This window comes from Wenyingzhuangia aestuarii, assembly GCF_011927765.1.
GTDB classification, from domain to species: domain Bacteria; phylum Bacteroidota; class Bacteroidia; order Flavobacteriales; family Flavobacteriaceae; genus Wenyingzhuangia; species Wenyingzhuangia aestuarii.
This window is the reverse complement of sequence record NZ_JAATJG010000018.1, coordinates 21,463-47,572: the sequence shown is the minus strand read 5'-3', so window position 1 is coordinate 47,572 and position 26,110 is coordinate 21,463. Positions and strand designations below refer to the sequence as shown.

The following is a 26,110-nucleotide window of genomic DNA, read 5'->3' as shown; positions in this document are numbered from 1 at the left end:
TGTTGCGGGTGCAAAGATACACAACCTTTATCCTTTTTCAACTATCTTTTTTAACCTTTTTTTTATCTTTTTTATCAACTTTACGTAACTACCTTATTTTACGTAGGTTAAAAGTTAAATTTATGCTTTAAAAAAACTATTCCTTATTATATACTAACGCGTTAGGGATGGAGAGGCCTGTTTGAGCTCTTTTCTATAAGATCTAAAGACCCTTTAGATCTTATAGAAAAAGCGAGTAACGACAGCCCGACCTGAGAAGGAAACGCTATAAAAAATAATTTTACAGGTTATTTAACTATATAATAGGATAAAGAAATTACAATAAAGTCCATAAAAAAAGCTTTCTAGAAAATTCTAGAAAGCTTTTTTTATAATTTAGATAATGATTATCCTCCGAAATCATCAAAACGTACATTTTCTTTTGGCACTCCAAAATCGTCACACATTTTAACAACTGCTTGGTTCATCATTGGTGGTCCACAGAAATAGAATTCTACATCTTCAGGAGCTTCGTGTGTAGATAAGTAATTATCAATTAATGATTGATGTACAAATCCTACGAATCCGTCTCCTTCTTTGTCGTGAATATCTTTTTTAACTTTCCAATTGTCTTCTTCTAACGGTTCAGACAATACTAAGTATAACTGGAAGTTAGGGAATTTTTTCATTAAGTCTTCAAAGTAGTGAATATAGAACAACTCTCGTTTAGAACGACCTCCGTACCAATAAGAAACTTTACGTCCTGTTTTCATAGTATGGAATAGTTCGTACAAATGAGATCTCATTGGTGCCATTCCGGCTCCACCTCCAATATAAATCATTTCAGAGTCTGATTCTTCGTTAATAAAGAATTCTCCATAAGGTCCTGAAATAGTAACTTTATCACCTACTTTTTGGTTGAATACATAAGAAGATGCAATTCCTGGATTCACATCCATCCATCCACCTTTTACTCTATCGAAAGGAGGACAAGCAACACGTACATTCAACATAATCTCTCTTCCTTCTGCAGGGTAAGAGGCCATAGAATAAGCACGTTCTATTGTTTCATCATTTTTCATCACCAATGGCCATAATCCAAATTTCTCCCATTCTTGTTGGAATTTATCTGGTTCACCTGGATGATCTGTTGGGTGTGCTGTAATATCCATATCAGAAAACTTTACTTCACATGGTGGAATTTCAATTTGAATATACCCTCCTGCTCTGTAGTCCATATCTTCTGGAATTTCTACAACAAACTCTTTAATAAATGATGCTACGTTGTAGTTACGAACTACAGTAGCTTCCCATTTCTTAATTCCAAAGATTTCTTCTGGAATAGAAATTTCCATATCATTTTTAACTTTTACCTGACACCCTAAACGAGCACCCGCAGCTAACTCTTTACGAGTAAAGTGAGGCGTTTCTGTTGGTAAAGCTTCACCTCCACCAGAATGTACGTGACATTCACACTGAATACAGGTTCCACCTCCACCACAAGCTGATGGTAAAAATATTTTTTCGTTACCTAAAGTTGACAATAAAGAACTTCCTGTATCTACTTCAATTGTTTTTTCTCCGTTGATCGTAATTTTTACTTTTCCTGATGGTAATAATTTTGCTTTAGCTCCTAATAAAATACTTACTAAGATTAAAACAATAATCAAGAAAACAACGATACTAATTGCAATTACATTCATAATTATATCTGTTCTTTATTATTATAATTTGATACCTGAGAAACTCATAAATCCAATCGCCATTAAACCTGTAATGATGAAAGTGATTCCTAATCCTTTTAAAGGTCCAGGAACATGAGAGTAGGCAATTTTTTCTCTGATAGCAGCAATAGCTACAATTGCTAACAGCCATCCTATTCCAGATCCTAATCCGTATACAGCAGACTCTCCAACGTTGGCAAAATCTTTTTGTTGCATAAATAAAGAACCTCCTAAAATAGCACAGTTTACTGCAATTAATGGTAAGAAAATACCCAATGCTCCATATAATGCTGGTGCAAAACGCTCCACAATCATTTCTACTAACTGTACCATAGATGCAATTACTGCAATAAACATGATAAAACTTAAGAATGATAAATCAATACTTGCATACTCTTCTCCTAACCAAGATAACGCTCCCGGTCTTAATAAATACGTATCTATTAAGAAGTTTACAGGAACTGTAATAGATAATACAAATACTACTGCTGCTCCTAAACCTACAGCCGTATTTACTGTTTTTGATACTGCTAAGTAAGAACACATTCCTAAGAAATATGCAAATACCATGTTATCAATAAATATACTTTTTACAAAGATGTTAATATATTCCATCGTAACTATAGATTTTAGTGTTGTTCAATTAATTTTCTGTTCTTAGAACGTTGTACCCAGATTATAAGTCCAACTGTAATTAATGCCATTGGAGACAATAACATAAATCCGTTGTTCTCATATCCTAGAGCATACAATCCTGTAGAATCTGCAATTGTTTTAGCTTTATGACCTAAAATTTCAATTCCAAATAATTTACCCGATCCTAATAACTCTCTAAATACAGCTACTAAAACTAAGATTAATGCATAACCTGCACCGTTTCCTACTCCGTCTAAGAAAGATTTCCAAGGTCCGTTTGCCAAAGCAAAAGCTTCTAAACGTCCCATTACAATACAGTTGGTAATAATTAATCCAACAAATACTGATAGTTCTTTACTTACGTCGTATGCATATGCTTTTAACACCTGATCTACTAAAATTACCAAAGAGGCAACAATTAATAATTGAACGATGATACGAATACGTCCTGGAATTAAGTTACGTATTAATGATACGATTACGTTAGATGCTATAACCACAAATAATACGGCTAAAGACATTACAACTGCCGGCTTTAATTGCACAGTAATTGCCAATGCTGAACATATACCTAATACCTGAACTGAAATTGGGTTATTATCATTTAATGGATCTGATAATAACGCTTTATTTTGCTTTGAAAATAATGCTTCTTTTCCTTCTGCCATGACTAGTTATTTTTAAAATAAGGTAAATAATGTGACAAACGTTCGTCAATCATATCAGACACTCCATTAGAAGTAATAGTACCTCCAGAAATAGCATCTACTCCATGATCATCTCCTGCTTTTGCACCACCTTTAACAGCAGTTACAGAAACAAAATTGTTTGACTCATCTAAAATCTTTTTCCCTGTGAATTGAGCTTGAAACCAATCTGTAGTAATTTCTGCACCCAAACCTGGAGTTTCCCCTTTGTGGTCAAAGTTAGCACCTACAATTGTGTTCTTATCAGAAGCTAAAGCAATGTATCCCCAAATAGCATCCCAAAGACCTGCTCCATACAAAGGAACAATATAAAAAGTTTCACCATCTTTTTCTGCTACATATAAAGGATAACGTTGTTTTTCAACATCTTTCTTTACTTCGTTCTTTAATCCAATTTTAAAAGCTTCAGTTCCTTTGTCTACTTGTCCATTGTTTGTTAAAGCTAATTGCTCTTTAATGTACTTGTTAAACTCAACCTCTGCTTCTTCTCTTGATACACCAGTTACACCAATGGTACCTAATATATTTTGCATTTTTTCTGCTTTTACGTTTGTATCCTGTAAAGGCTTTAAACTTGTGGCAGTAAATGCTAATAATCCTGCAATAATTGTTACAATAATGATTGCGAAGATAAACGTATATGCGTTACTATTCTTGTTCATAATTATGCAGCTTTTAAACGGTTTTTACGTTTTTTAATGTTCCCTGCAACCACATAGTGATCAATAGTTGGAGCAAAAACGTTCATTAATAAAATAGCCATCATCATTCCTTCTGGATATGCTCCGTTAAATACACGAATCATAATTGCAAAGAAACCAATTAGGATACCATAGATCCATTTTCCTTTTTCTGTTTGAGCTCCAGATACAGGATCTGTAGCCATAAATACAGCACCAAAAGCAAAACCACCTACTAATAAGTGTTGCCACCAAGGAAAATTCATTAATTCGTTTATTCCAAGTGCATTAAAAATTAATCCCATTGCAGCTCCTCCAATTAAAGTACCTGTCATAATCTTCCAAGAACCTACTCCTGTAAAAATTAAAATAGCAGCACCAATTAAAATAGCTAATACGGATGTTTCTCCTACAGATCCAGGAATAAATCCTAAAAACATATCTAACACAGACCAACTAGTATCTGTACCCGCAGCTAATTGACCTAAAATAGTTTCTCCAGAAACAGCATCAATTGTACTTGCATCTGCAACCCATACTTTATCTCCAGACATTTGTGGAGCGTAAGAGAAAAATGCAAAAGCACGAGCTATTAAAGCTGGGTTAAAAATATTCATTCCTGTTCCTCCAAATGCTTCTTTACCAATAAACACGGCAAAAACAACAGAAACAGCTAACATCCATAAAGGAAAATCAATAGGCATAATTAAAGGAATTAACATTCCTGAAACTAAATATCCTTCGTTTACTTCGTGTTGATTATAAACTGCAAAAGCAATTTCTATAGCCAAACCAACACCATAAGAAACCAATAACATTGGTAAAAACTTCCAAGCTCCAAAAATCATACAGTCTAAAATAGCTGTACTCTCTCCTAACTGAGAAAAGTGTTGAAATCCTATATTATACATTCCAAAGAACATAGCTGGTAACAATGCAAAAATTACAGTTACCATTACTCTTTTTAAATCTACTCCATCTCTAATATGCGCTCCTCCATGTGTATTGTGCTTAGGCACAAACAACAAAGTGTCGATAGAATTGATTGCTGGAGCAAATTTTTCGAATTTACCTCCCTTATTGAAAGGCTTTCTTATTTCGTCAAATTTCTTTCTTAAAAAATCCATTATCCTACTTCTTTTATCATTAAGTCTAATCCTTGTCTGATGATTTGTTGAGCTTCAATTTTTGAAGTGTTGATATAATCAACTAAAGCAAAATCTTCAGGAGCTACTTCGTAAATCCCTAAATTTTCCATTTTCTCAATATCATTTGCTATACAAGCTTTTAATAACTGCAACGGGTATATGTCTAAAGGCACTACCTTTTCCATTTCACCTGTTACAACCAATGCTCTTTCTTCACCATTTAAACTTGTGTTTAAAGTGTATTCTTTACCTGGATTTAACCATGCAAAAGAAGTTTTAGAAGCACTGTGGATAGATTTACTACCTACAAAAGGTAACCATCCAAAGAAACGGTGTTCGTTTCCTTCTGGAATTACAGAAATCACATTGTCGTAGAATCCTAAAAAGTCATCTGCCCCAATTTGAGTACCTGTTAATACATTTCCAGAAATAACACGAGAACCATTAACTTCTGCATTCTCAGAAATTAAAGACTGGATATTTTGACCTGCCGCTAAAGAATAGTATTGAGGATTGTTTACTTGAGAACCCGCCAAAGCAACTAATTTTGTTGCATTGTATTTACCTGTTAAGAAAAGTTCTCCAATAACAGCAACTCCTTGTGGACTTACTGACCAAACTCTATCTCCTTGGTTTACTGGGCTTATTTCAGCTATTTGAGTTCCAACATTTCCTGCAGGATGTTTCCCATACACGTTTACAATGTTAGCATTCTCTATTTTACTAAAGAAAGTGGCTTCACTACCATCAACAGCTAAATTTACAGCTCCTTCAGTTAATTTTGTTAAGGCATTGATTCCTGCTTGAAAAGCCTCCTCTTTTCCTTTTAATGCATACGCATAATTAGGTCCTAGTGGAGCGGTGTCAAATGACGAAACGAAAATAGCTTTAGGAGAATCAGCTGGATTTGCAATCACATCGTAAGGACGTTGTTTTACATATGCAAAGCTTCCACTTTCTAAGATTTTTTCTAAAACAGCCTCTTTATCCAAATCTAACGGATTGGCTGTTCCAAAATCTTTGAACTGATCTTCTGATTTTGCTTCAATAATAATAGCTAACACTTTACGCTTAGCCCCTCTCTTAATCTCTTTCACAATTCCACTCACAGGAGAAGTAAACTTAATCCTGTCATTTCCTTTTGAAAAGAAAACCACGTCACCAACAGCAACTTCCTCACCTGCTTTAACAGCAAGTTTTGGTGTAATACCATGAAAATCTGTAGGTTTAATAGCGTAGAAAGCGGAACGAGAAGATGCAGCTGTAGTCAGAGCTGCTTGTCCTTTAAGCTTAATATTTAAGCCTTTTTTTACCCTAATGTCTTGTGACATATTTATAAATTTAATTTATTTTGTACGTATAAAATATGGAACAAATTTAAATAAATTGATTCTTGATAGGCATACAAAAGTCCCTTTTATTTAAGAGCTTTGTTTTATTTATAATAATTCTAAGTAATTTTATTTTTATTACTTCGTTTAAAATAAAAACTTATTTAAAAAAAGACATCAATCTATTACAAAACAGTATTTTAACCAAAAAAAATATTTAATGTTTTACAAAATCACCTTCTTACTACTTTTTATCTCAACATCTTTGTTTTCACAAATAAACGATGCTGATTTTATTAAAAGTGTAAAAACAAAAAACAATAAAAGTGACTTTACACACACCGTACACCCTTTAAACAGCACCCTAACATTTAGCTTTGATGATATTACAGGGAATCAAGAAGAATATTATTATTTAATTACACACTGCGAAGTTGACTGGACTCCCTCTGACCTACCTATTTCTTACTATATTGATGGATTTAACAATTTACAAATCAACAATTTTGAAAACTCATTTGGAACCCTACAAAACTACACACACTACAGCTTTAACATACCAAATGACGACACTAGAATTACAAAATCTGGAAACTATTTGTTTCAAATTTTAGATATTAACGAAACTATTGTTTGTGAAAGACGAATAACGTTTTACGAAGAAAAAACAGCTGTTAGTATTAAAATTTCAGAGACTAGAGATTTGGCTAACTTTAACAAAAAACAAGCAATTTCTTTAGTTATTTACACCAACAATATTAACGTTAACTACCCAAACCAAGAGATTAAAACTTTTATTTATCAAAACGGAGACAGACAACTTAGAACTCCTTTTTTAAAACCTACGTTTACAAGCAATAACACCTACACTTATAGACCTACAGACGAAACTGAATTTTATGCAGGTAACGAGTTTTACTATTTTGACAATAACGAAATTTTAAAAAACTCAAGATTTGTAGCCAGAACCTACAGGGAAGATAATCATTATCACTCTATATTATTCCCAAACAAAAGCAGAGCAAACAGTATATACACCTACAACCCAGACATTAACGGAAGTTTTGTGTTTAGAACGTTTAATTCAGAAAACACAGATACAGAATCTGACTACAGCAAAGTTCATTTTTCTTTGGTTAATAACAATGAGTTTAGCAATGAAGACATATACGTTTATGGAGCTTTTAATAATTATCAGTTTACAGAAGAAAACAAATTAAAATTAGATCCTACAGAAACTTATTTAACCACTGATTTATTTTTAAAACAAGGTTTCTACAACTATGATTATGTAATTAAAAGCGATGGTATTGATAGACATACTATTAGTGGCTCTTTTTATGAAACAGAAAACAACTACGAATGCTTGGTCTATTTTCAACCCATTAACTCTATCTATTATCAAGTAGTGGGGTACGGAATTGCAAATAGTAAGCAACAAATAGAAAATTAGTTGTTTCCTAATTTTCTATTATTTATATTTAAATAAACGAATACGAAGTAATGACCGAAGCAACTACTCAAGGGATTAAAATATCTGTAAATTCTGTTTTTTGTGGTGTGCAAGAGCGCAATCAACAAAAGCATTATTTATTTGATTACTATATAATTATTGAAAATTTATCTCCCGACACGGTTCAGCTATTTTCTAGACATTGGGAAATTTACGATTCTTTAAACCAAACAGAAGTTGTAGAAGGTGAAGGAGTTATTGGAATTCAGCCTGTATTAAGAAGCGGAGAAAGGCATGCTTATAAATCTCATTGTATTTTGCTTTCTAACTGCGGATCAATGAAAGGTTATTACACCATGTTAAATCTTGATAAAAAATCAACATTTAAAGTAGAAGTTCCTAAATTTCAGTTACAAACAGACTCAATTCTTAATTAATTCTTTTGAACACAAATTGCTGATTGTTTTGATAAACAAAAGCTTCTTTACAATTGGTTGGATGCACAAAGCAATAAAATTCATTTAGATCAAAACCTTTTGATTCACAACTAAAATTACCTTGATAATCTTTACTTCCACCTGCAGTATATCTAGCTATTTGAAACTGATTTTCTGTAGCCAATTCTATCCTAAACCAAGCTCCACTACCAATACCACCTAACCAAGTTGCATTTTCTAAATTAAATAAGTCTTTATTTGGCAGTTCTGTTCCTATTTTATTTAACTCCACATCAAACTTATTGGTAAAACACGTAAAATATTCTTTTAAAACAGATCTATTTACATAATGTTTTACTTCTTTATTCTCTACAACAAAAACAGCATCTTCCGTAGTTCCTTTTATAGCGTTTCCTATAGGACTTGGAGTTAATAAATTAGATGTTTTTAATTTTAATTTTACAGATGTACAGGCACAGGAATTGATAATTGTATCGGTTACAAACCTAGCACAATTACTTCCGTTTTTTACAAATGCTCCATATGGAATTTCTTTTTGAGCAATCATGTCATCAATAAAAACTTTAGCTTTATTATAATCAATCTGATTGTTAATACTAGCCACCAATCTCCCCTCTCCATGTGTTTTTTCAGGATGTTTATCTAGCCACAACAACAACTCATCAATATTCTTTAACTCTTTATTATCAATAATTGCTTTTAACGGTACTTCTAATTCTACATCCGTTTCTTTAGATCGTACTCGTCCCATTCCATAAGACGTAATATATCTTCCAAAATCATAATAATCAACTGCTCCAGATTGCTTGTTTATCAACAACAAAGCAGCATGACCAGCTTGCACCGCATTTTTACTACCCACTCCAATTAAAGGCCAAATTTTACTAGAAAACTCCGTGTGTGCAGGACGAACAACAGTATCTGGATACGACAACACAACTATAATTCCATTGGATTCCATAAGCTATGCGTTCACTTCTGAAAAAAGATTAGAAAAACTACGCTTTTCATCAACTGTATAATCATAATACTCCATAGACAGCTCCAAACCATCTTTAACTACCATAGTAGTACTAATAGTTTCTACTAAATCTCTTTTCATTTTAGGAGCGGTTTCTACATCACCTAAATCTTCGTTTTGATGAAATTCTAAAACTTTTTCTTTAGTAGTACCTGACTGAGATAACACATCTTTTGTAAACCATTTTTTACGTTCGGTTTTTATTTCATCCGTATACAAAGTTGAAGACGACCATATATAAGATTCATCTACATCTAATTCCGTAACATGTCTTGTTTTATTACACCAAATTAATTCGTAAGCTTTATGATTGTTTTTCCAATCTACTACAATTAACGTAAATGGAGCCACACCTTCTAAATCTATAGTCTTTAACGTATGTTCTAAATTGTGAGTAGTTAACATGGCCGTAACCACAACACCTCTGCTTTTTGGATATTTTATAGTAGGATCGTGATATACAAACCCTCCATTTAACAAGCAAACCAAACGTTTTTGTTCAGCAACACCAATCCAAGTTCCACCAGCTATTTTATCTTTAGGAAAAAACAAATTTACTCCAGACTCTTGGTAATAGGCAGGTGGTAAAGTAACCCTTTTAGGCTGCTCATCTCTATTAGATGTAAAAATAAATCCTTTGGTTGTAGGAATATAAGTTACGGTACACATAGGCAATTCATAATATAGTTATCATCACTTTTGTCTGTAAATCTATTAAAAATTACACTTCTTTAACATTTAGAGCGTGGTGCTTTCCTAAGATTGTTAAATTTGCAATCTTAAATAACTAGCATGCAGCGCATACAAAAGCATTTTTCTGTTGATATTCTTTCTAAAATTAAAGAGCAAATCTTAATTTGGGGAAACAAACACAGCATGGTAGCTTGGTTAGACTCTAATGAAAATTCAAAATCTACCACCGAAGGATTTTTAGCCGTACAGGCCATTAGCATTTTAAAAACTGACCATAAAAATGCATTTGATCAATTAAAAACATACATTAACAGTATACATGATTATGCTTTTGGGTATTTAAGCTACGATTTAAAGAACGATGTAGAAACGTTAAGCTCTAACAATATTGATGCTAGTGAATTTCCTGATTTGTATTTTTTTCAGCCCGAAAAATTAATAGAAATTACCAAAGACGGTGTTTTATTTAGATACCCCGATTATTTACAAGATGAAATTGAAACCGATTGGAACGAAATTTTACAAGCCAAACACATTCCTTGCACCAAAAACAGCTTAACTATTAAAAGTAGAGTTGATAAAAATACTTATATAAAACAAGTTGAAAAAGCATTGCAAGAAATTCATTTAGGAGAAGTTTATGAACTAAACTACTGTCAGGAATTTTACGCAGAAAACGCAAGTATTGCTCCTTTAGAAACCTATTTTAAATTAAATAGTATTTCTACAGCTCCTTTTGCTAGCTATTTAAAGTTGAATGATTTATTTCTACTATCTGGATCACCAGAGAGATTTTTAAAAAAACATGGAGAAACCTTACTTTCTGAACCTATAAAAGGAACGGCAAAAAGAAGAACATCACCCGAAAAAGACATAGAACAAATTAAATTGTTAAAAAACAACACCAAAGAAATTGCAGAAAACATAATGATTGTAGATTTGGTTAGAAACGACCTATCTCACATAGCTAAAAAAGGAAGTGTTAAAGTAAATGAATTGTGTAAGATTTATACTTTTAAACAAGTTCATCAAATGATCTCTTCTATAACCTGCAACATAAAAGAGAATATTCACGCTGTAGATGCCATTAAAGCCTGCTACCCAATGGGAAGTATGACAGGAGCTCCTAAAATTGCAGCTATGAATTTTATAGAAGAATTAGAAGCTAGCAAAAGAGGAATTTATTCTGGAGCGGTTGGTTACTTTACACCTAATCAAGATTTTGATTTTAATGTGGTTATTAGAAGCATTGTATACAATCAAACAAAAAAACACGTATCGTTTTCTGTAGGTAGCGCTATTACTGCCAAAGCAAACCCAGAAAAGGAATACGAAGAATGCTTGCTAAAAGCTAAAGCCATGCGAGAAGTACTAACACAATAAGATTTCTTAATTTTAACAAAAACAATTACGTGCTTCTAAAACTACAAAACCATCTAGCTAACAATTTCCCTTTTTTAAAGGATCAAAAATTATTGATGACCGTTTCTGGTGGAATTGACAGCATTGTGTTAACCTATTTATTTAATAAACTAGGTTATAATATTGGAATTGCTCATTGTAACTTTCAATTAAGAGCTAAAGATAGTGATGGTGATGAATTGTTTGTAGAAAATTTTGCAACAGAAAACAGCATTCCTTTTCATGTAATCAAATTCAACACCAAAGAATATTGTGAACAAAACAAAGTTTCTACGCAAATTGGTGCTCGTGAATTAAGATACAATTGGTTTACAAGCCTGTGCACAGATTTTAACTACGATTATATTTTAACAGCACACCACCTGAATGATGTTATGGAAACCTTTTTTATCAATTTATCTAGAGGAACAGGTATTGATGGATTAACAGGAATCCCTCCTATTAACAAAAATATTATTAGACCTTTACTTCCTTTTTCTAGAAAAGAAATTGAAACATTTGCTATTGATAATAGCATTGCTTGGAGAGAAGATAAAAGTAATGCAGAAACTAAATATTTACGAAATAAAATTCGTCATCGTATTGTTCCTGAACTTTATAAATTAACCCCAAATTTTGAAGAGAATTTTAAAACAACCATTGCCAACATCCACCAAAGCAAAGAGTTTATTGAGGCTAAAATTCTAGCCTTAAAAACAAGTTTTTTTAAAGTTGAAAACGACATCATTAATATTCAAAAATCAAAATTAGAAACTTTAAGTAATTTTGAAATTTATGAATTGTTTAAGCCTTATGGATTTTCTTCTTCTTCAGAAATTGTAAAAATTCTACAAGCACAAACAGGTAAAAAAACCTCATCAAACACACATACCCTTCTTGTTAACAGAGATGTAATTCTTTTACATCCAAATAGACATCAGGAAAAGGAAAGCTATTTAATCCATAATTTTAAAGAATTAGAAGAACTACCTATTCAACTAAGTATTTCATCAACAAAAACAGCATTAACACCTAAAACCATTGCATTGAATTTGGATAAAATTCAATTTCCTTTAGTACTGAGAAAATGGCAAGAAGGCGATTATTTTTACCCAACAGGAATGAGAGGGAAGAAAAAAATCAGCAAATATTTTAAAGATTTAAAATTATCTACTTTAGAAAAAGAAGCATGTTGGTTGCTATGTAATAGTCAGGATAAAATTATTTGGGTAATTGGACACAGAGCAGACAGAACACAAACCGAAAACACCGAGAAAGAAAACCTAGTTTATCTAAAAAAACAATGACATTTCTCAGTACTAGCCCACCTTGTTAACTCTTTAACTATTTAAATAGAACTGTATATTTTTTACTATATTTTTTCACAGTACACTGCCATGTTGTATCTTTATACAAATTAATCTAATAAAACATGTCTAAACAAACCAAATTAACAAGATTCAATGACAACGTTCTTGCTAAATACCAGGTTTACAATAGTGTTTTTTCTACCTTACCTTTTGATAGCGTAAGCAAAACAGGAACACTTTTACCTCTATTTAACGAATATTGTATTGAAGGTTTTAAAAGTGGTAAAACTCCCACAGAAATTGTAGACGAATTCTTTGACAAGTACAAAACTGGATCTACGGAAGAAGAAAAAATCAGTTTCTTATTCAAGTTCATTCAATATATTGAACGTCAAGTAGTATTATTTGATGCTATAGAAGATGCTGCATTCCCAATTGTAAATAACATGGCCGGTGTAGGTACCATGAGAAACATTAAGGAAGAAGCTAGCTCTAAACGTGTAAGAAAAGAGTTAAGACAATATTTAAATGAATTTAAAACTCGTTTAGTATTAACAGCTCACCCTACTCAATTCTATCCTGGAACCGTTTTAACTATTCTAACGGATTTACAAGAAGCAATTAAAAACGACGATTTAAGTTTAATTAAAAAACTATTAGCACAATTAGGTAGAACTACTTTCTTTGCTGATAAAAAGCCTAGTCCTTATGACGAAGCAATTAGCTTAATCTGGTACTTAGAGAATGTATTCTACCATTCAATTAGTAAAATTTACGATTATATTCAATCTCACTTATTTGATGGTGATGATATTGATAACGAAATCATCAACTTAGGATTCTGGCCTTGTGGAGATAGAGATGGTAACCCGTTTGTAACTACAGAAACTACTTTAAAAGTAGCTAGAAAATTAAGACAAACCATTCTTAAAAATTACTACAGAGATGTACGTCAGTTAAAACGTAGATTAACATTCCCTGGAGTTTTTGAATTAATGAATGAAATAGAATCTGCTTTATACGATAGCTGTATTACAGAAAATTCTCCTATTAGAATTTCTGTAGAATCACTGTTAAGCAAAATGACTTCTATTAAACAAACATTAAAAGAAGAGCAAAGTAATTTATTTATTGATGAAGTAGATAGCTTTATTAACAAAGTAAAAGTATTTGGATTCCACTTTGCAACAATGGATATTCGTCAAGATAGCCGTGTACACCACGACGTATTTACGGGTATTGTAAAAGAATTGCAAGAAAAAGGAGATACTACTTTCCCTGCAAATTACTTAGAAATGTCTCCAGACGAGCAAATTGAAGTATTAGCAAAGGTAAAAGGAAACATCAATCCAGATCAGTTCTCTGAAGAAATGGTTGTTAGAACTTTAGGATCTATTAGAGCTATTGGAACTATCCAAAAAGAGAATGGAGAAAAAGGTGCGAACCGTTACATTATTAGTAACAACCAAACAGCCTTAAACGTAATGGAAACATTTGCTATGTTAAACCTTTCTGGTTTTGACAATGGATTAAATGTAGATGTAGCTCCTTTGTTTGAAACAGTAGACGATTTAGAAATTGCTCCTGAAGTAATGAGACAATTATATTCTAATCCAGAATATCGTGCTCACGTAGCAAGTAGAGATAACAAACAGAACATTATGTTAGGTTTCTCTGATGGTACTAAAGATGGTGGATACTTAATGGCTAACTGGGGAATCTACAAAGCCAAAGAGGAATTAACCAAAGTATCTCGTGAATTTGGAATTAAAGTAATATTCTTTGACGGACGTGGTGGACCACCAGCACGTGGAGGAGGAAAAACTTCTAAATTCTACGCTTCTTTAGGTGATAATATTGAAAACAAAGAAATTCAGTTAACAATTCAAGGACAAACTATTAGTTCTAACTTTGGAAACTTAGATTCTTCTCAATACAACATAGAACAATTGTTAGGTGCAGGTATTACCAATAAGATTTTTAACGATCCTATGAATGCCTCTTTAACTAACGAACAAAAAGAATTGTTAGAAGATTTGGCAGAGTCTAGCTTTAAAGCTTACTCTGACTTTAAAAACCATGAAATGTTTGTACCGTACTTAGAAAGAATGAGTACTTTAAAATTCTATGGTAAAGCTAACATTGGATCTCGTCCATCTAAGCGTTCAAAATCTGATAAATTAAACTTTTCAGATTTAAGAGCAATTCCTTTTGTAGGATCTTGGTCACAATTAAAACAAAACGTTCCTGGTTTCTTTGGTGTAGGTACTGCATTTAAGAAATACGAAGATGCTGGAGAGTTTGATAAGGTTCAAGACTTATACAACAACTCTAACTTCTTTAAAACATTGTTAGAAAACAGTGTAATGTCTATGGAAAAATCTTTCTTTGATTTAACTAGATATATGGCTAAAGATGCTGAGTTTGGTGAATTCTGGAACATTATTCACGATGAATTTGAATTAACTAAGAGATTGTTATTAAAACTAACTGGTCACAAAGAGTTAATGCAGAACTATCCTGACGGAAAAGCATCTATTGCAGTTCGTGATTCTATTGTATTACCATTGTTAACTATACAACAGTACGCTCTTAGAGAAGTACAAATTATGAACAGAGAAGGAGTTCCTAACCCTACGCGTTTAGAGACTTTCGAGAAAATTGTAACTCGTTCATTATTTGGAAATACAAACGCAAGTAGAAACTCTGCATAATAAAAGCTTAGTTTCACTTACCTATTTAAAAAGCCTTTCTATTAATTAGAAAGGCTTTTTTTTACACACATAATAATTATACCTAAACAAGTATTAAAACAATACTTACCCAAACCAAAAAGAGCTGTAACAAATTGTTACAGCTCTTTTAAAATAATCCTTATTTTTATATAATAGATCTACCTAAACATTATAGAGCTACTTGGTGATAATATGTTTTTTCGTTTTTATCACTAGTTACCTTTAACAAGTAATTTTTTACTTCTTTAGCTCTAGGCACAATTAAACCTCTGTATTTTTTACTAAAGTTAGCTTTTACCTCATTACCATTAAAATCTACCAATTTAATACTAGAATATGTTCCGTTATATCTAACTAAAACTTCCGTTTTTGCTTTTCTAATAACAATATTTTTTCTAGAAGCATCACTATCTTTTCTCATAGTCTCAGCATATAATTCTGCTTTTGTCTTCGCTTTTTTCTTAATAAAATCAGCATCACTATCAATATCTTTTAACCCAGATAAAGATTCGTAACTATATATACTTCCTTGGTAATTATAACCTTGCCCTCTTCTAGTTTTAGCTACTGTAGTATAATCTGTTCCCACTTCGTTAGCTGGTGCTAACAAAGAAGCATCAATTCCGTTTAAAGCTCCATAACTCAACCCTAATGAGCTATAGTTTTGTCCATAAGATGTACCTACCAACAACAATACTGCGATTAAAATAAATTTTTTCATAATTATAACATTTATGTTTGAGACAAAGTTAGAGAACATCTACAACCTTCATCTTAACTTAATGTAAAATAAGAAGTAAGTAAGCATTTTAGTGAAGTTGATAAATTTAGGAGGTTAAATAAATAGCAAAAACGACTCCTTATTTTTTTTATTACATATTTGATAATTTATCATCTGTATTTTTAAATTATCTGTAGACTGTTAAAAAACAGGAAGCAAAAACAAAGCAATACAATGTTAATTTAATGTTAACAAACAAAAAACCCAATGCTTAAAGCATTGGGTTTCCCTCTTATTTTGAACAAGTTAGCTATTAATTTAATAAGCTCTCTTATTTTTTCCTTCGTAAAAGTTGATAAAAGCCTCGTTTACAACTCGTTTACCTCCATCAGTAGGATAATCTCCTGTAAAATACCAATCACCTGCATGATTTGGACAGGCTTTATGTAATCCTTCTATTGTTTGGAAAATAATTTCAACATCTGCATCAATATCAGAGGTCTTTAACATTTCAGAAATTTTAGCTGAGATTACTTCTGCAGTAAATGGCTTATAAATCTCCTTAACAAAGTTGGTAATACCAGCATCCTCTTTACTACGTTGCTTGATACATTTATTATACACATCTGTTACTATTTGATACTGACCTGTTTCTTTTAACAATTCAATAGCAGCTCTAAAAGCAATAAAATCACCTAGCTTAGCCATATCAATACCGTAACAATCAGGATATCTAATTTGTGGAGCAGATGAAACTACAATAATTTTCTTAGGTTGAGTTCTATCTAATATTTTGATAATACTCTTTTTTAAGGTAGTTCCTCTTACAATACTATCATCTATAATAACAATATTATCGTCTTTTTTAACAACACCATAAGTAATATCATATACGTGTGCTACCAAATCATCACGACTATCATCAGAAGTAATAAACGTTCTTAACTTAGCATCTTTAATCGCCAATTTTTCAAAACGTGGTCTTTGCGATAAAATAGTACTTACCTCTTCGGCACTTAAATTTTTACCTCCTGCTAAAATCTTTTCTGTTTTTTGACCATTTAAAAAGTCTTCAGCAGCTTCACACATTCCATAATAAGATGTTTCTGCTGTGTTAGGAATGTAAGAAAAAACAGTATTTTCTATATCTCCATCAATGCTTTTAGCAATTTGTGGAAACACTCTAACTCCTAAATCTTTTCTTTCTTTATAAATATCTGCATCACCTCCTCTAGAAAAGTAAATACGCTCAAAAGAACAAGCTTTCTTTTCTTTAGGCTCTAATATTTGCTCTATAGTAACTTTTCCGTTCTTTTTAGCAATAATAGCGTGTCCTGGATCTAATTCTTTAACCTTATCTATATCTACATTAAATGCAGTTTGAATTACTGGTCTTTCAGATGCTACAACTAACACCTCATCATCTTTGAAATAAAAAGCTGGACGAATTCCAGAAGGATCTCTCATTACAAAAGCATCACCATGCCCTAATAATCCAGACATTGCATACCCACCATCAAAACTGCGAGTTGCTCTTTTTAAAATTTCTACTAAATCTACTTTTTCTGCAATAATAGGAGAAGCTTCTTTTTTAGTATACTTTCCTTTTACTCCTTGATAGATAGATTCTACTTGATCATCTAAAAAGTGACCAATTTTTTCCATTACGGTTACCGTATCGGTACTTTCTTTTGGATGTTGCCCTAACTCTATTAATTCGTCTAACAACTGACCATTGTTTGTCATGTTAAAGTTACCTGCAACAATTAAGTTTTTATGTCTCCAGTTAGATTGACGTAAAAAAGGATGTACATTCTCTATAGAATTTCCTCCAGAAGTTCCGTATCTAGTATGACCTAAAAATAGGTTTCCTATAAAAGGAATGTTTTCCTCTTGCCAAGCAATATCATTCTTCTTATCCGGATTCGCTTCCATAGTATCGCTAATACGGTTGTTTATCTTTTTAAAGATATGCTGAATTGGTTGCTGTTTGTTAGAACGTATTCTACTAATGTATCTGCTTCCAGGGTTTACGTTAAACTTAATACTTGCAAAACCAGCTCCGTCTTGTCCACGGTTATGCTGTTTTTCCATTAGTAAATACATTTTATTTACTCCATAAAAAGCCGTTCCGTACTTTTCTTTATAATACTCTAAAGGTTTTAGCAACCTCACCATTGCAATACCACACATATTGTATCTTTTATTAATTTTGTTCTACTACTAGCTTAGAACGTTAATTTCATGCAAAATTACAAAGAAAATTTCGTTAAGTCCTTAAATTTCTCCAAACGCTGCGCTACCTCTTCTGTAGTTACCTCAGCAATACGCTTAACACCAAACTCTTCTACCGTAAAAGAGGCTAAATTAGAACCCCAAATAACTGCATTTTTAATGTTTTCAAAAGAAAGTTCTCCTTGTTGTGCTAAATAACCTGTAAATCCTCCTGCAAAAGTATCTCCTGCTCCAGTTGGATCAAACACATCTGCTAAAGGTAATGCTGGTGCAAAGAACATTTTATCTTGGTGAAACAACAAAGCTCCGTGTTCTCCTTTTTTAATTACCACATACTTAGGTCCCATTTCATGAATTACCTTAGCCGCTTTAACTAAAGAATATTCACCACTTAATTGTTGAGCTTCTTCGTCATTAATAGTAATTACATCTACCTTTTTTAACAACATTTTTAAATCATCCAAAGCAATATCCATCCAAAAATCCATAGTATCTAATACGACCATTTTAGGTTTGGTGGTCATTTGCTCTAACCCTGCATTTTGTACTAAAGGATGTAAATTTCCTAACATTACAATTTCTGCATCTTTATACTTTTCTGGAACCACAGGACTAAAATGCTCTAATACATTTAATTCTGTAACCAAAGTATCTCTCTTATTCATATTGGTATGATACTTTCCACTCCAGAAAAAAGTCTTTCCATCTTTTACAACTTCAATCCCATCAGTATTGATGTTTTTTCCGTGTAACAAATCAAAATATTCTTGAGGAAAATCATTTCCAACCACAGAAACTAATCCTGTATCTACATTCTTAAAATTACTAGCAGACAGTCCTATATAAGTACCTGCTCCCCCTAAAATTTTGTCTGTTTTTCCAAATGGTGTTTCAATAGCATCAAATGCTACTGTTCCTATAACCAATAGTTTACTCATGTGTTTGTTTTCAAAATTTAACTAGACCACAATCAATGTTTGTTGTAGTTGTATCCTAGCTTTATACTCAGTATCTTTGTGGCTGCAAAAATAAGTTTAAAATATGACTATCAAAGAAATACAAGAGGAAATTGTGGATGAGTTTGCAATGTTTGATGATTGGATGGAACGCTATGAGTATATGATAGAATTAGGAAAATCTGTTCCTGTGATTAATGATGCTTTTAAAACAGATGACAATCTTATTAAAGGATGTCAGTCTAAAGTTTGGTTACATTCTGAATTAAAAGAAGATAAGATTCAATTTACTGCAGATAGTGATGCTATTATTACCAAAGGAATTGTGGCTGTATTGTTAAGAGTTTTTAACAACCAAGCTCCTAAAGATATTTTAGAAGCTAAATTAGATTTTATTGACGAAATAGGTTTAAAAGAACATTTATCTGCCACAAGAGCTAACGGATTAGTGTCTATGATTAAACAAATAAAATTATATGCTTTAGGAATGCAAAGCAAACTAAACGCATAACCCCATAAAACAACTAGTATGAAACACGAAGAAACTGTAGAAATAGGAGATAAAATTGTAAATGTATTAAAGACTATTTACGACCCTGAAATTCCTGTAGATATTTACGAATTAGGCTTAATTTATGACGTTTTGGTAAACGAAAATAACGATGCCAAAATTTTAATGACATTAACATCTCCTAATTGCCCAGTAGCAGAAACAATGCCTAAGGAGGTAGAAGATAAAGTAGCTGCTTTACCCGAAATAAACAACGTAGAGGTAGAGTTAACTTTTGATCCTACTTGGACTCAAGACATGATGAGCGAAGAGGCTAAATTAGAATTAGGATTTTTGTAATTAGTACTGAATCATCAGTACAAAGTACATAGATAACGTATAGTTATTAGCATTCATAAATGCTATATACTAACGACTGTGTACTAAAGACTAATTTAACTATGGAAGAAATTGTAAACAGAGTAGCCAATAGCAATCTTAAAAACATAGATCTAGAAGATTTTTATCTACCTGGAGAACGTGTTTTGTTTGATATTAAAGACTGGTTGTTCCAAGAACTAATTCTAAAAGAAAAAGACTTTAGAGAAAAAGCAGAAACTTATGATTGGTCTCAGCTAAAAGACAAGTATGTAGCATTTACATGTAGTGCCGATGCGATTATACCATCTTGGGCCTATCTTTTATTAACATCTAAAGCAGCTACATATGTTAAGAAATGTGTGGTTGGAGACCTAAACTTATTAGAGACAGTTTTATATGTAGAAATTATTTCTATTTTTGACATAGGTCAATTTGAAGACAAACCTGTAATAATTAAAGGATGTGCAAACAAACCAATTCCGGAAACTGCCTATACTTTATTAATACAAAAACTGCTTCCTGTTGCCAAAAACATAATGTACGGTGAAGCTTGTTCTACCGTGCCTTTATTTAAAAAACAAAAACTAAACTAGATTATGAAAAAAATTACAATTTTAGCAATTGCTTTGTGTTCTTTTGTAAACTTTGCACAAGAAAAAGAAAGCAACTGGAAAAAAGGAGGAGTGTTCACTTTATTGTTTAACCAATCTGCTTTTAACAACGATTGGCAAGGTGGTGGAGTTAATAACATTGCTACAAGCGCAAGTATTAACTACGATTTTAATTACAAAAAAGACAATGTAGTTTGGGACAACAAAGTAATTTTAGATTATGGTTTAACTAAAATTGATGGTAATGAGAATGGATTTCAAAAAACAAATGATAAAATTGAAATTTCATCTTTATATGGTAAACAGGCTAACAAATACTGGTACTACTCTGCATACGCTAGCTTAAAAACTCAATTTGCTGATGGATTTAAATCTCCTGCGCAAACAACTAAAATTTCTACATTTTTCTCTCCAGCATACTTACAAGCAGGTCCTGGTATGTTATGGAAAAAATCTAACAATTTAAAAGTTAACATTACTCCTGCATCTGCTAGAGCAATTTTTGTAGATAGTGAATTTACAGCAACTGGTTCTTCTTTTGGTGTTGAACAAGGAGAAACAAGCCGTTTTGAGTTAGGGGCAAACGTAGCTGCTTACTACAAATTAGATTTGGTTAAAAATGTAAGTGTAGAAAACATTTTAAACTTATATGCTAACTATTTAGAAAATGCAGGAAATATTGATGTTGATTACACTTTAAACGTAGTAATGAAAATTAACGAATATTTATCTGCAAACATTGTTGCACAAGCAATTTACGATGACAATGCTGTTGCAGCCGTACAGGTAAGAGAAGTATTTGGATTAGGATTTAACTACAAGTTCTAAACCAACACGCACATAACTACAAAACCTCTAGATTTCTAGAGGTTTTTTTATGCAATAATATCTGCTATAAATTTTATCACTCCTAGCTAATTAACTAATTTAACAACTCATTAGAATTCTGATATTTAGACTATGAAAAACATATTTATAATTATTTTCTCTTTACTAATCTTATCTGCTTGTAAAGAAGAGCAAGAACTAAGTTCTGTAAATCCAATTAATTGGAACAAAAGAACAGCAACCATAAAACCAAACAACAATTTAGTTAGTGGAGCTAGTCACCTATCTGTTTATTCACAAATTTATAGTTACACAGAGCATAAAAAACACGGACTAACTGCTACCATAAGTATTAGAAATACCGATAGAAAAGACACTATTTACTTAAACAACGCTAGTTATTACGACACTCACGGAAAATTAATTAGATCTTATTTTAAGAAACCTATTTATTTAATTCCCATGGAAACTGTAGAAATTGTAATTGACGAAACAGACAAAGAAGGAGGTACTGGTGGTAATTTTGTTTTTGATTGGATGATAAAACCTAACCGTAACGAACCTCTGTTTGAAGCCGTAATGATTTCTACTTCCGGACAACAAGGTTTATCTTTTACCACACAAGGTGTTAAAATTCATTAAAATAAAAAATCCCGAACTAAAAAGTTCGGGATTTTTTATTTTAATAGACAACTAAGATTTCATCAAACAGCAACCTTTACTACTACTTTAATTACCTTAGAAGATTGGTTTATTTTAATACCAGGAGCATGCACATCTGTTGGATAAAAAACCATAAAGCTACCTGCTGATAATTTTATATTTTCTGCCTGTCCTTTGTAAAAAACAACATCTTTGTCTTGTAACAAATCTTCTGTTATTTCTTGATTGTTTAAAGGAGTAACTCCCACATATTCTTCTCCAGAAACTAGGTACTGAATATCTATATACTTTTGATGAGATTCTAATCTACAATCAACCTCTTCCTTAGTATCGTATGTCTGTAAAATTGCAAACACATCATCTCCATCAATTTTATAAACTCCCATTTCTAAAGCAGAAAAATCTGTATTAGAAATATAGTCAAAACCTAATGCTAATCGCTTACTTAAGGCTTTGTATATATTAGCATTTTCTAGTGTATCTAAAATCATTTGTATTTATTTTAATTGATTTCCATCTTCATCGTATTCAGAATACAAGTAGTTGTTATATGGAAAACGTTTTGCGTGAATTTCTTTTACCTTCTCAAAAACAGTTTCTTTAAACTCCTCCATGTTTTCTTTATTAATGGCAGAGATAAAAACAGAATCTTCTTCTAACTTAGACATCCAAGAACTTTTTAATTCTTCTAGCGTATAATGTCTTTCTGTTTTTTCGGTAACTAAATCATCTTCCTCAATTTCTTCATGCACATAGTTATCAATCTTATTAAAAACCATTAATGTTGGTTTGTCTGCACTTTCTATTTCTTTTAAAATAATGTTTACAGAATTAATATGATCTTCAAACGTAGGATGAGAAACATCTACTACGTGTAATAACAAATCAGCTTCACGCACCTCATCTAAGGTAGATTTAAAAGATTCTACCAACTGTGTAGGCAATTTTCTAATAAATCCAACGGTATCTGTCATTAAAAAAGGAACGTTTTTAATGACCACTTTTCTAACCGTAGTATCTAAAGTTGCAAACAACTTATCTTCAGCAAACACTTCACTTTTACTAATTACATTCATTAGCGTAGACTTACCAACGTTGGTATAACCAACCAAAGCAACACGAACCATTTTACCACGGTTCTTTCTTTGGATAGCCATTTGTCTATCTATAGTTTGTAATTTCTTTTTTAACAAAGCTATTTGATCACGTACAATACGTCTATCTGTTTCAATTTCTGTTTCTCCAGGACCACGCATACCAATACCCCCTTTTTGCTTATCTAAGTGAGTCCAAAGCTTGGTTAATCTTGGCAACATATACTCACACTGTGCCAAAGCTACTTGCGTACGCGCATAACTAGTTTCTGCACGTTGCGCAAAAATATCTAAGATTAATGTGGTTCTATCTAAAATTTTAATATCTAAAATTTTCTCAATATTTCGCGACTGGGCAGGAGATAGTTCGTCATCAAAAATAACGGTACCAATATCATGCGCATCTATATAAGCCTTAACATCTTCTAACTTACCTGTTCCTATAAATGTTTTAGGATGCGGCTTGTCTAATTTTTGAACAAATCGTTTTACAGATACACCACCAGCAGTGGTTACCAAGAACTCAAGTTCATCTAAGTACTCTGTAGATTTATCCTCATCTTGATGCTGTGTAATTACACCCACCAATACTGTTTTTTCCGAGGTTACTTTCTTTTCTTCTATCATGTTACAAATGTACATAATTCCCCCATTATCAATACTATCTGTTGGTGTTGATAATATTGGATTTTTATATAGATATTCATCAATCTTTCTTTGAAGAATATCATTAATAAAAGATATCTTTACGCATCCAAAAAAAATCCAAAAGTGGCAGAAGACAACTTATTTTCAATAGCTTTTTACAATACCGAAAACTTATTTGATTATAAGGATGATACCCATACTTTAGATAGTGATTACACACCTAGTGGTAGAAAAAAATGGGGACATTACAGATATCAACATAAGATTAATAAAATTGCCAAAGTAATTTCTAAGATAGGAACGGATGATTGTGTTTTTCCTCCCGTACTAATTGGATTGGCAGAAGTAGAAACCAAACAAGTTGCTTTAGATATTATTCATAGTGAAACACTTCGTTATTTAAATTACGATTGTGTGCATTACGAATCTCCTGATGAACGTGGAATTGATGTTGCTTTACTATATCACAAAGATTTTTTTGAACTTATTGATTCTGAAGCCATTCCTATTGAGGTTTTTGAACCTAACGGAGTAAAAGATGAAACAAGAGATATTTTATATGTAAAAGGAAATCTTTACGGAGAACTTACACATGTATTTGTTAACCACTGGCCATCTCGTAGAAAAGGGGTAGACAAAACACACTTAAAAAGAATTGCCCTAGCTAAAATTTTATCACAAAGAACAGATGAAATTTTAAAACAAGACCCTGATGCAAACATTTTAATAATGGGAGATTTTAACGATGATCCTAGCTCAGAAAGCATTCATAAATACCTTGTTTCAGATTCTATTATTAATCCTATGAACAAGCTTCATCAACTACAAAAAGGAAGTTTAGTTCATAATGGTGTTTGGCATTTATTTGATCAAATATTACACAGCAAAGCTTATACACAAGCTGAACAAACTCAATTTGTAAAATCTGAAATTTACAACAAAGAGTTTTTAACAGACTGGACAGGACGAGGAAAAGGCGAACCTTTACGAACTTACATTGGTAAATTTTACCGAGGTGGTTTTAGCGATCATTTTCCGGTATATGCTATTTTTAAAAAATAACGTACATTTAGTACAAACTGTAAGTGTTTGATATCAACTCTATTATTAAAATTAAAGCAACAACAAATAAATAGCCACGCTAATGGTTATTTAAAAGGGATATTTGCTTCCCAACGCTTACATAGTTTAGCACCATATTCTAGGGAAGATGAAAATGTGTTTTTCTCTACAGCTATTGCTTTTACACTACAAGAATATTTTGATGAATTATCTGAAGCAGACCAACTGATTGCCAAAGAAATCATAAAAAAAACACTTAAATGTTATCCTAGTTTTAAAAACTTTAAAGGAAAAAAAACCTATAATTTTTTTAAAACCAACCCTATGGATTTTTTTCCAAACGGGAAAATAATGAGACATTACAACTTTTTTAAATTGGCCGATGATTCTGATGACACCGTGTATGTATATTTAACAGATCACAAAAAACACAAACACGATTGGCTTAAAGAAAAGTTAGTAAAACATGCTAACGGTACACTTAAATGGAATTTTCATAAAAGAATAAATTACGGAGAGTTAAAAACCTACAATGTATATTTTGGAAAAAATATGCCTATAGAAACAGATGCTTGTGTTTTGTGTAACATTTTATTATGGTCTTTTAGAAATAAATTACCCAAAATTAAACAAGACAAAGATTCTATTACCTATTTGCTAAGAGCTGTGGCCTCTAGAGATTATATAAATTATCCGTATTTAATATCTCCTTGTTACCCAACTACAGCACAAATTTGTTATCACTTAAGTAGATTGATAAAACAACCTTTTAAAAACAACGAACTTGTTATTTTAAGACATTTATTAATTGATGATATAAAAACACTACTAACACAACCACAATCTTTTATCAATCAGCTTTTTTATCACATTTCTTTGTTAAACTTGGGCATAAAACCTAAAACAAAACTTAACTATCAACTAGATGATGTTTTAAAAACAACAGATTATTTCTACACCTCTATTCCGTTAATGATTCCAAAATTATGGGCTAGGAAACTTCAAAAATATAAATTAGTTAAGCTCTTAGGCTTAAGAACTAAATGCGATGGGTATACGGTTACTCTACTATTAGAGTACGAGATTTTAAAACAAAAAAAAGGTCTGTAAATATTTACAGACCTTTTTTATGAATTAGAAAACAC

The 26,110-nt window shown here is 31.8% G+C and carries 25 protein-coding genes; 12 read left to right on the top strand and 13 right to left on the bottom strand.

Annotation, left to right across the window (positions count from 1 at the left end; genetic code table 11):
• Positions 1-386 precede the first annotated feature (386 nt).
• Genes nqrF through GGR97_RS14290 form a run of 6 tightly spaced genes read right to left on the bottom strand, consistent with a single transcriptional unit; the run spans position 387 to position 6,205 of the window.
• Entirely contained in the window at positions 387-1,682 is a 1,296-nt protein-coding gene (nqrF, locus tag GGR97_RS14315; protein WP_167899221.1) for an NADH:ubiquinone reductase (Na(+)-transporting) subunit F, read from the bottom strand.
• A 21-nt stretch (positions 1,683-1,703) separates the two neighbouring features.
• On the bottom strand, positions 1,704-2,318 hold the full coding sequence (nqrE, locus tag GGR97_RS14310; RefSeq protein ID WP_167899220.1) for an NADH:ubiquinone reductase (Na(+)-transporting) subunit E: 615 nt from the start codon (positions 2,316-2,318) through the stop codon (positions 1,704-1,706).
• A 14-nt stretch (positions 2,319-2,332) separates the two neighbouring features.
• Positions 2,333-3,007 carry an NADH:ubiquinone reductase (Na(+)-transporting) subunit D gene (locus tag GGR97_RS14305; RefSeq protein ID WP_167899219.1) on the bottom strand — a complete coding sequence of 225 codons (675 nt, stop codon included), beginning with the start codon at positions 3,005-3,007 and terminating at the stop codon, positions 2,333-2,335.
• A gap of 2 nt (positions 3,008-3,009) precedes the next feature.
• The gene (gene nqrC, locus GGR97_RS14300; RefSeq protein ID WP_167899218.1) at positions 3,010-3,708 is read right to left on the bottom strand and encodes an NADH:ubiquinone reductase (Na(+)-transporting) subunit C; all 699 of its coding nucleotides are present in this window, start codon (positions 3,706-3,708) and stop codon (positions 3,010-3,012) included.
• Positions 3,709-3,710: 2 nt separating this feature from the next.
• Entirely contained in the window at positions 3,711-4,853 is a 1,143-nt protein-coding gene (locus GGR97_RS14295; RefSeq protein WP_167899217.1) for an NADH:ubiquinone reductase (Na(+)-transporting) subunit B, read from the bottom strand.
• Entirely contained in the window at positions 4,853-6,205 is a 1,353-nt protein-coding gene (locus tag GGR97_RS14290) for a Na(+)-translocating NADH-quinone reductase subunit A (protein ID WP_167899216.1), read from the bottom strand. The genes GGR97_RS14295 and GGR97_RS14290 overlap by 1 nt, the downstream gene beginning before the upstream one ends.
• A 220-nt stretch (positions 6,206-6,425) precedes the next feature.
• On the opposite strand from GGR97_RS14290, the gene GGR97_RS14285 reads away from it, so the two are divergent.
• Both GGR97_RS14285 and apaG read left to right on the top strand, forming a co-directional pair.
• Positions 6,426-7,658 carry a type IX secretion system plug protein gene (locus GGR97_RS14285; protein ID WP_167899215.1) on the top strand — a complete coding sequence of 411 codons (1,233 nt, stop codon included), beginning with the start codon at positions 6,426-6,428 and terminating at the stop codon, positions 7,656-7,658.
• A 50-nt stretch (positions 7,659-7,708) separates the two neighbouring features.
• Positions 7,709-8,095, top strand: a complete 387-nt coding sequence (gene apaG, locus GGR97_RS14280; protein WP_167899214.1) for a Co2+/Mg2+ efflux protein ApaG — start codon at positions 7,709-7,711, stop codon at positions 8,093-8,095.
• On the opposite strand, the gene GGR97_RS14275 is transcribed toward apaG, so the two are convergent.
• Entirely contained in the window at positions 8,088-9,077 is a 990-nt protein-coding gene (locus tag GGR97_RS14275; protein WP_167899213.1) for a DUF6695 family protein, read from the bottom strand. The two genes, apaG and GGR97_RS14275, sit on opposite strands and share 8 nt — an antisense overlap.
• A gap of 3 nt (positions 9,078-9,080) precedes the next feature.
• Complete coding sequence (locus GGR97_RS14270) at positions 9,081-9,806, bottom strand: NRDE family protein (RefSeq protein ID WP_167899212.1); 726 nt, start codon at positions 9,804-9,806, stop codon at positions 9,081-9,083.
• Between the two features lie 123 nt (positions 9,807-9,929).
• On the opposite strand from GGR97_RS14270, the gene GGR97_RS14265 reads away from it, so the two are divergent.
• The 3 genes from GGR97_RS14265 (at position 9,930) to GGR97_RS14255 (ending at position 15,255) form a co-directional block, all read left to right on the top strand.
• A complete protein-coding gene (locus GGR97_RS14265) occupies positions 9,930-11,213 on the top strand; it encodes an anthranilate synthase component I family protein (RefSeq protein ID WP_167899211.1) in 1,284 nt (427 codons plus the stop codon).
• A 29-nt stretch (positions 11,214-11,242) separates the two neighbouring features.
• On the top strand, positions 11,243-12,538 hold the full coding sequence (gene tilS / locus GGR97_RS14260) for a tRNA lysidine(34) synthetase TilS (RefSeq protein ID WP_167899210.1): 1,296 nt from the start codon (positions 11,243-11,245) through the stop codon (positions 12,536-12,538).
• Between the two features lie 125 nt (positions 12,539-12,663).
• A complete protein-coding gene (locus GGR97_RS14255) occupies positions 12,664-15,255 on the top strand; it encodes a phosphoenolpyruvate carboxylase (protein ID WP_167899209.1) in 2,592 nt (863 codons plus the stop codon).
• A gap of 190 nt (positions 15,256-15,445) precedes the next feature.
• On the opposite strand, the gene GGR97_RS14250 is transcribed toward GGR97_RS14255, so the two are convergent.
• The 3 genes from GGR97_RS14250 to GGR97_RS14240 all read right to left on the bottom strand — a co-directional run bounded on the left by GGR97_RS14250 (position 15,446) and on the right by GGR97_RS14240 (position 19,170).
• Positions 15,446-15,997, bottom strand: coding sequence for a hypothetical protein (locus GGR97_RS14250; protein ID WP_167899208.1), 552 nt, complete (start codon positions 15,995-15,997; stop codon positions 15,446-15,448).
• Between the two features lie 318 nt (positions 15,998-16,315).
• The gene (locus GGR97_RS14245) at positions 16,316-18,190 is read right to left on the bottom strand and encodes an amidophosphoribosyltransferase (RefSeq protein WP_167899207.1); all 1,875 of its coding nucleotides are present in this window, start codon (positions 18,188-18,190) and stop codon (positions 16,316-16,318) included.
• A gap of 59 nt (positions 18,191-18,249) precedes the next feature.
• On the bottom strand, positions 18,250-19,170 hold the full coding sequence (locus tag GGR97_RS14240; RefSeq protein ID WP_167899206.1) for a PfkB family carbohydrate kinase: 921 nt from the start codon (positions 19,168-19,170) through the stop codon (positions 18,250-18,252).
• A gap of 103 nt (positions 19,171-19,273) precedes the next feature.
• On the opposite strand from GGR97_RS14240, the gene GGR97_RS14235 reads away from it, so the two are divergent.
• From GGR97_RS14235 to GGR97_RS14215, 5 genes are all read left to right on the top strand, one after another.
• On the top strand, positions 19,274-19,699 hold the full coding sequence (locus GGR97_RS14235) for a SufE family protein (RefSeq protein ID WP_167899205.1): 426 nt from the start codon (positions 19,274-19,276) through the stop codon (positions 19,697-19,699).
• An 18-nt stretch (positions 19,700-19,717) separates the two neighbouring features.
• Entirely contained in the window at positions 19,718-20,038 is a 321-nt protein-coding gene (locus GGR97_RS14230) for a DUF59 domain-containing protein (RefSeq protein ID WP_167899204.1), read from the top strand.
• 101 nt (positions 20,039-20,139) lie between these two features.
• Positions 20,140-20,652, top strand: coding sequence for a DUF2480 family protein (locus tag GGR97_RS14225; RefSeq protein ID WP_167899203.1), 513 nt, complete (start codon positions 20,140-20,142; stop codon positions 20,650-20,652).
• A gap of 3 nt (positions 20,653-20,655) precedes the next feature.
• Positions 20,656-21,498: a DUF3078 domain-containing protein gene (locus GGR97_RS14220; RefSeq protein WP_167899202.1), complete on the top strand. Its 843-nt coding sequence runs from the start codon at positions 20,656-20,658 to the stop codon at positions 21,496-21,498.
• Positions 21,499-21,630: 132 nt separating this feature from the next.
• The gene (locus tag GGR97_RS14215) at positions 21,631-22,140 is read left to right on the top strand and encodes a DUF3124 domain-containing protein (protein ID WP_167899201.1); all 510 of its coding nucleotides are present in this window, start codon (positions 21,631-21,633) and stop codon (positions 22,138-22,140) included.
• Positions 22,141-22,202: 62 nt separating this feature from the next.
• On the opposite strand, the gene GGR97_RS14210 is transcribed toward GGR97_RS14215, so the two are convergent.
• Both GGR97_RS14210 and hflX read right to left on the bottom strand, forming a co-directional pair.
• Positions 22,203-22,652 carry a YhcH/YjgK/YiaL family protein gene (locus tag GGR97_RS14210; protein WP_167899200.1) on the bottom strand — a complete coding sequence of 150 codons (450 nt, stop codon included), beginning with the start codon at positions 22,650-22,652 and terminating at the stop codon, positions 22,203-22,205.
• 6 nt (positions 22,653-22,658) lie between these two features.
• Positions 22,659-23,882, bottom strand: a complete 1,224-nt coding sequence (gene hflX / locus GGR97_RS14205; RefSeq protein ID WP_167899199.1) for a GTPase HflX — start codon at positions 23,880-23,882, stop codon at positions 22,659-22,661.
• A 144-nt stretch (positions 23,883-24,026) separates the two neighbouring features.
• Between hflX and GGR97_RS14200 the strand changes: the two genes are divergently transcribed.
• Positions 24,027-24,965: an endonuclease/exonuclease/phosphatase family protein gene (locus GGR97_RS14200; RefSeq protein ID WP_167899198.1), complete on the top strand. Its 939-nt coding sequence runs from the start codon at positions 24,027-24,029 to the stop codon at positions 24,963-24,965.
• A 27-nt stretch (positions 24,966-24,992) separates the two neighbouring features.
• Positions 24,993-26,075, top strand: coding sequence for a hypothetical protein (locus GGR97_RS14195; RefSeq protein WP_167899197.1), 1,083 nt, complete (start codon positions 24,993-24,995; stop codon positions 26,073-26,075).
• Positions 26,076-26,110: the final 35 nt, after the last annotated feature.

Bases quoted from the DNA above. Each gene is read 5' to 3' on its own strand.
- GGR97_RS14270 (WP_167899212.1), bottom strand. From the start codon at position 9,806: ATGTGTACCGTAACTTATATTCCTACAACCAAAGGATTTATTTTTACA.
- GGR97_RS14290 (WP_167899216.1), bottom strand. From the start codon at position 6,205: ATGTCACAAGACATTAGGGTAAAAAAAGGCTTAAATATTAAGCTTAAA.
- GGR97_RS14275 (WP_167899213.1), bottom strand. From the start codon at position 9,077: ATGGAATCCAATGGAATTATAGTTGTGTTGTCGTATCCAGATACTGTT.
- GGR97_RS14210 (WP_167899200.1), bottom strand. From the start codon at position 22,652: ATGATTTTAGATACACTAGAAAATGCTAATATATACAAAGCCTTAAGT.
- GGR97_RS14225 (WP_167899203.1), top strand. From the start codon at position 20,140: ATGGAAGAAATTGTAAACAGAGTAGCCAATAGCAATCTTAAAAACATA.
- GGR97_RS14240 (WP_167899206.1), bottom strand. From the start codon at position 19,170: ATGAGTAAACTATTGGTTATAGGAACAGTAGCATTTGATGCTATTGAA.
- GGR97_RS14265 (WP_167899211.1), top strand. From the start codon at position 9,930: ATGCAGCGCATACAAAAGCATTTTTCTGTTGATATTCTTTCTAAAATT.
- apaG (WP_167899214.1), top strand. From the start codon at position 7,709: ATGACCGAAGCAACTACTCAAGGGATTAAAATATCTGTAAATTCTGTT.
- nqrF (WP_167899221.1), bottom strand. From the start codon at position 1,682: ATGAATGTAATTGCAATTAGTATCGTTGTTTTCTTGATTATTGTTTTA.
- GGR97_RS14230 (WP_167899204.1), top strand. From the start codon at position 19,718: ATGAAACACGAAGAAACTGTAGAAATAGGAGATAAAATTGTAAATGTA.
- hflX (WP_167899199.1), bottom strand. From the start codon at position 23,882: ATGATAGAAGAAAAGAAAGTAACCTCGGAAAAAACAGTATTGGTGGGT.
- GGR97_RS14250 (WP_167899208.1), bottom strand. From the start codon at position 15,997: ATGAAAAAATTTATTTTAATCGCAGTATTGTTGTTGGTAGGTACATCT.
- nqrE (WP_167899220.1), bottom strand. From the start codon at position 2,318: ATGGAATATATTAACATCTTTGTAAAAAGTATATTTATTGATAACATG.
- GGR97_RS14305 (WP_167899219.1), bottom strand. From the start codon at position 3,007: ATGGCAGAAGGAAAAGAAGCATTATTTTCAAAGCAAAATAAAGCGTTA.
- GGR97_RS14215 (WP_167899201.1), top strand. From the start codon at position 21,631: ATGAAAAACATATTTATAATTATTTTCTCTTTACTAATCTTATCTGCT.
- GGR97_RS14220 (WP_167899202.1), top strand. From the start codon at position 20,656: ATGAAAAAAATTACAATTTTAGCAATTGCTTTGTGTTCTTTTGTAAAC.
- GGR97_RS14285 (WP_167899215.1), top strand. From the start codon at position 6,426: ATGTTTTACAAAATCACCTTCTTACTACTTTTTATCTCAACATCTTTG.
- nqrC (WP_167899218.1), bottom strand. From the start codon at position 3,708: ATGAACAAGAATAGTAACGCATATACGTTTATCTTCGCAATCATTATT.
- GGR97_RS14235 (WP_167899205.1), top strand. From the start codon at position 19,274: ATGACTATCAAAGAAATACAAGAGGAAATTGTGGATGAGTTTGCAATG.
- GGR97_RS14245 (WP_167899207.1), bottom strand. From the start codon at position 18,190: ATGTGTGGTATTGCAATGGTGAGGTTGCTAAAACCTTTAGAGTATTAT.
- GGR97_RS14295 (WP_167899217.1), bottom strand. From the start codon at position 4,853: ATGGATTTTTTAAGAAAGAAATTTGACGAAATAAGAAAGCCTTTCAAT.
- GGR97_RS14255 (WP_167899209.1), top strand. From the start codon at position 12,664: ATGTCTAAACAAACCAAATTAACAAGATTCAATGACAACGTTCTTGCT.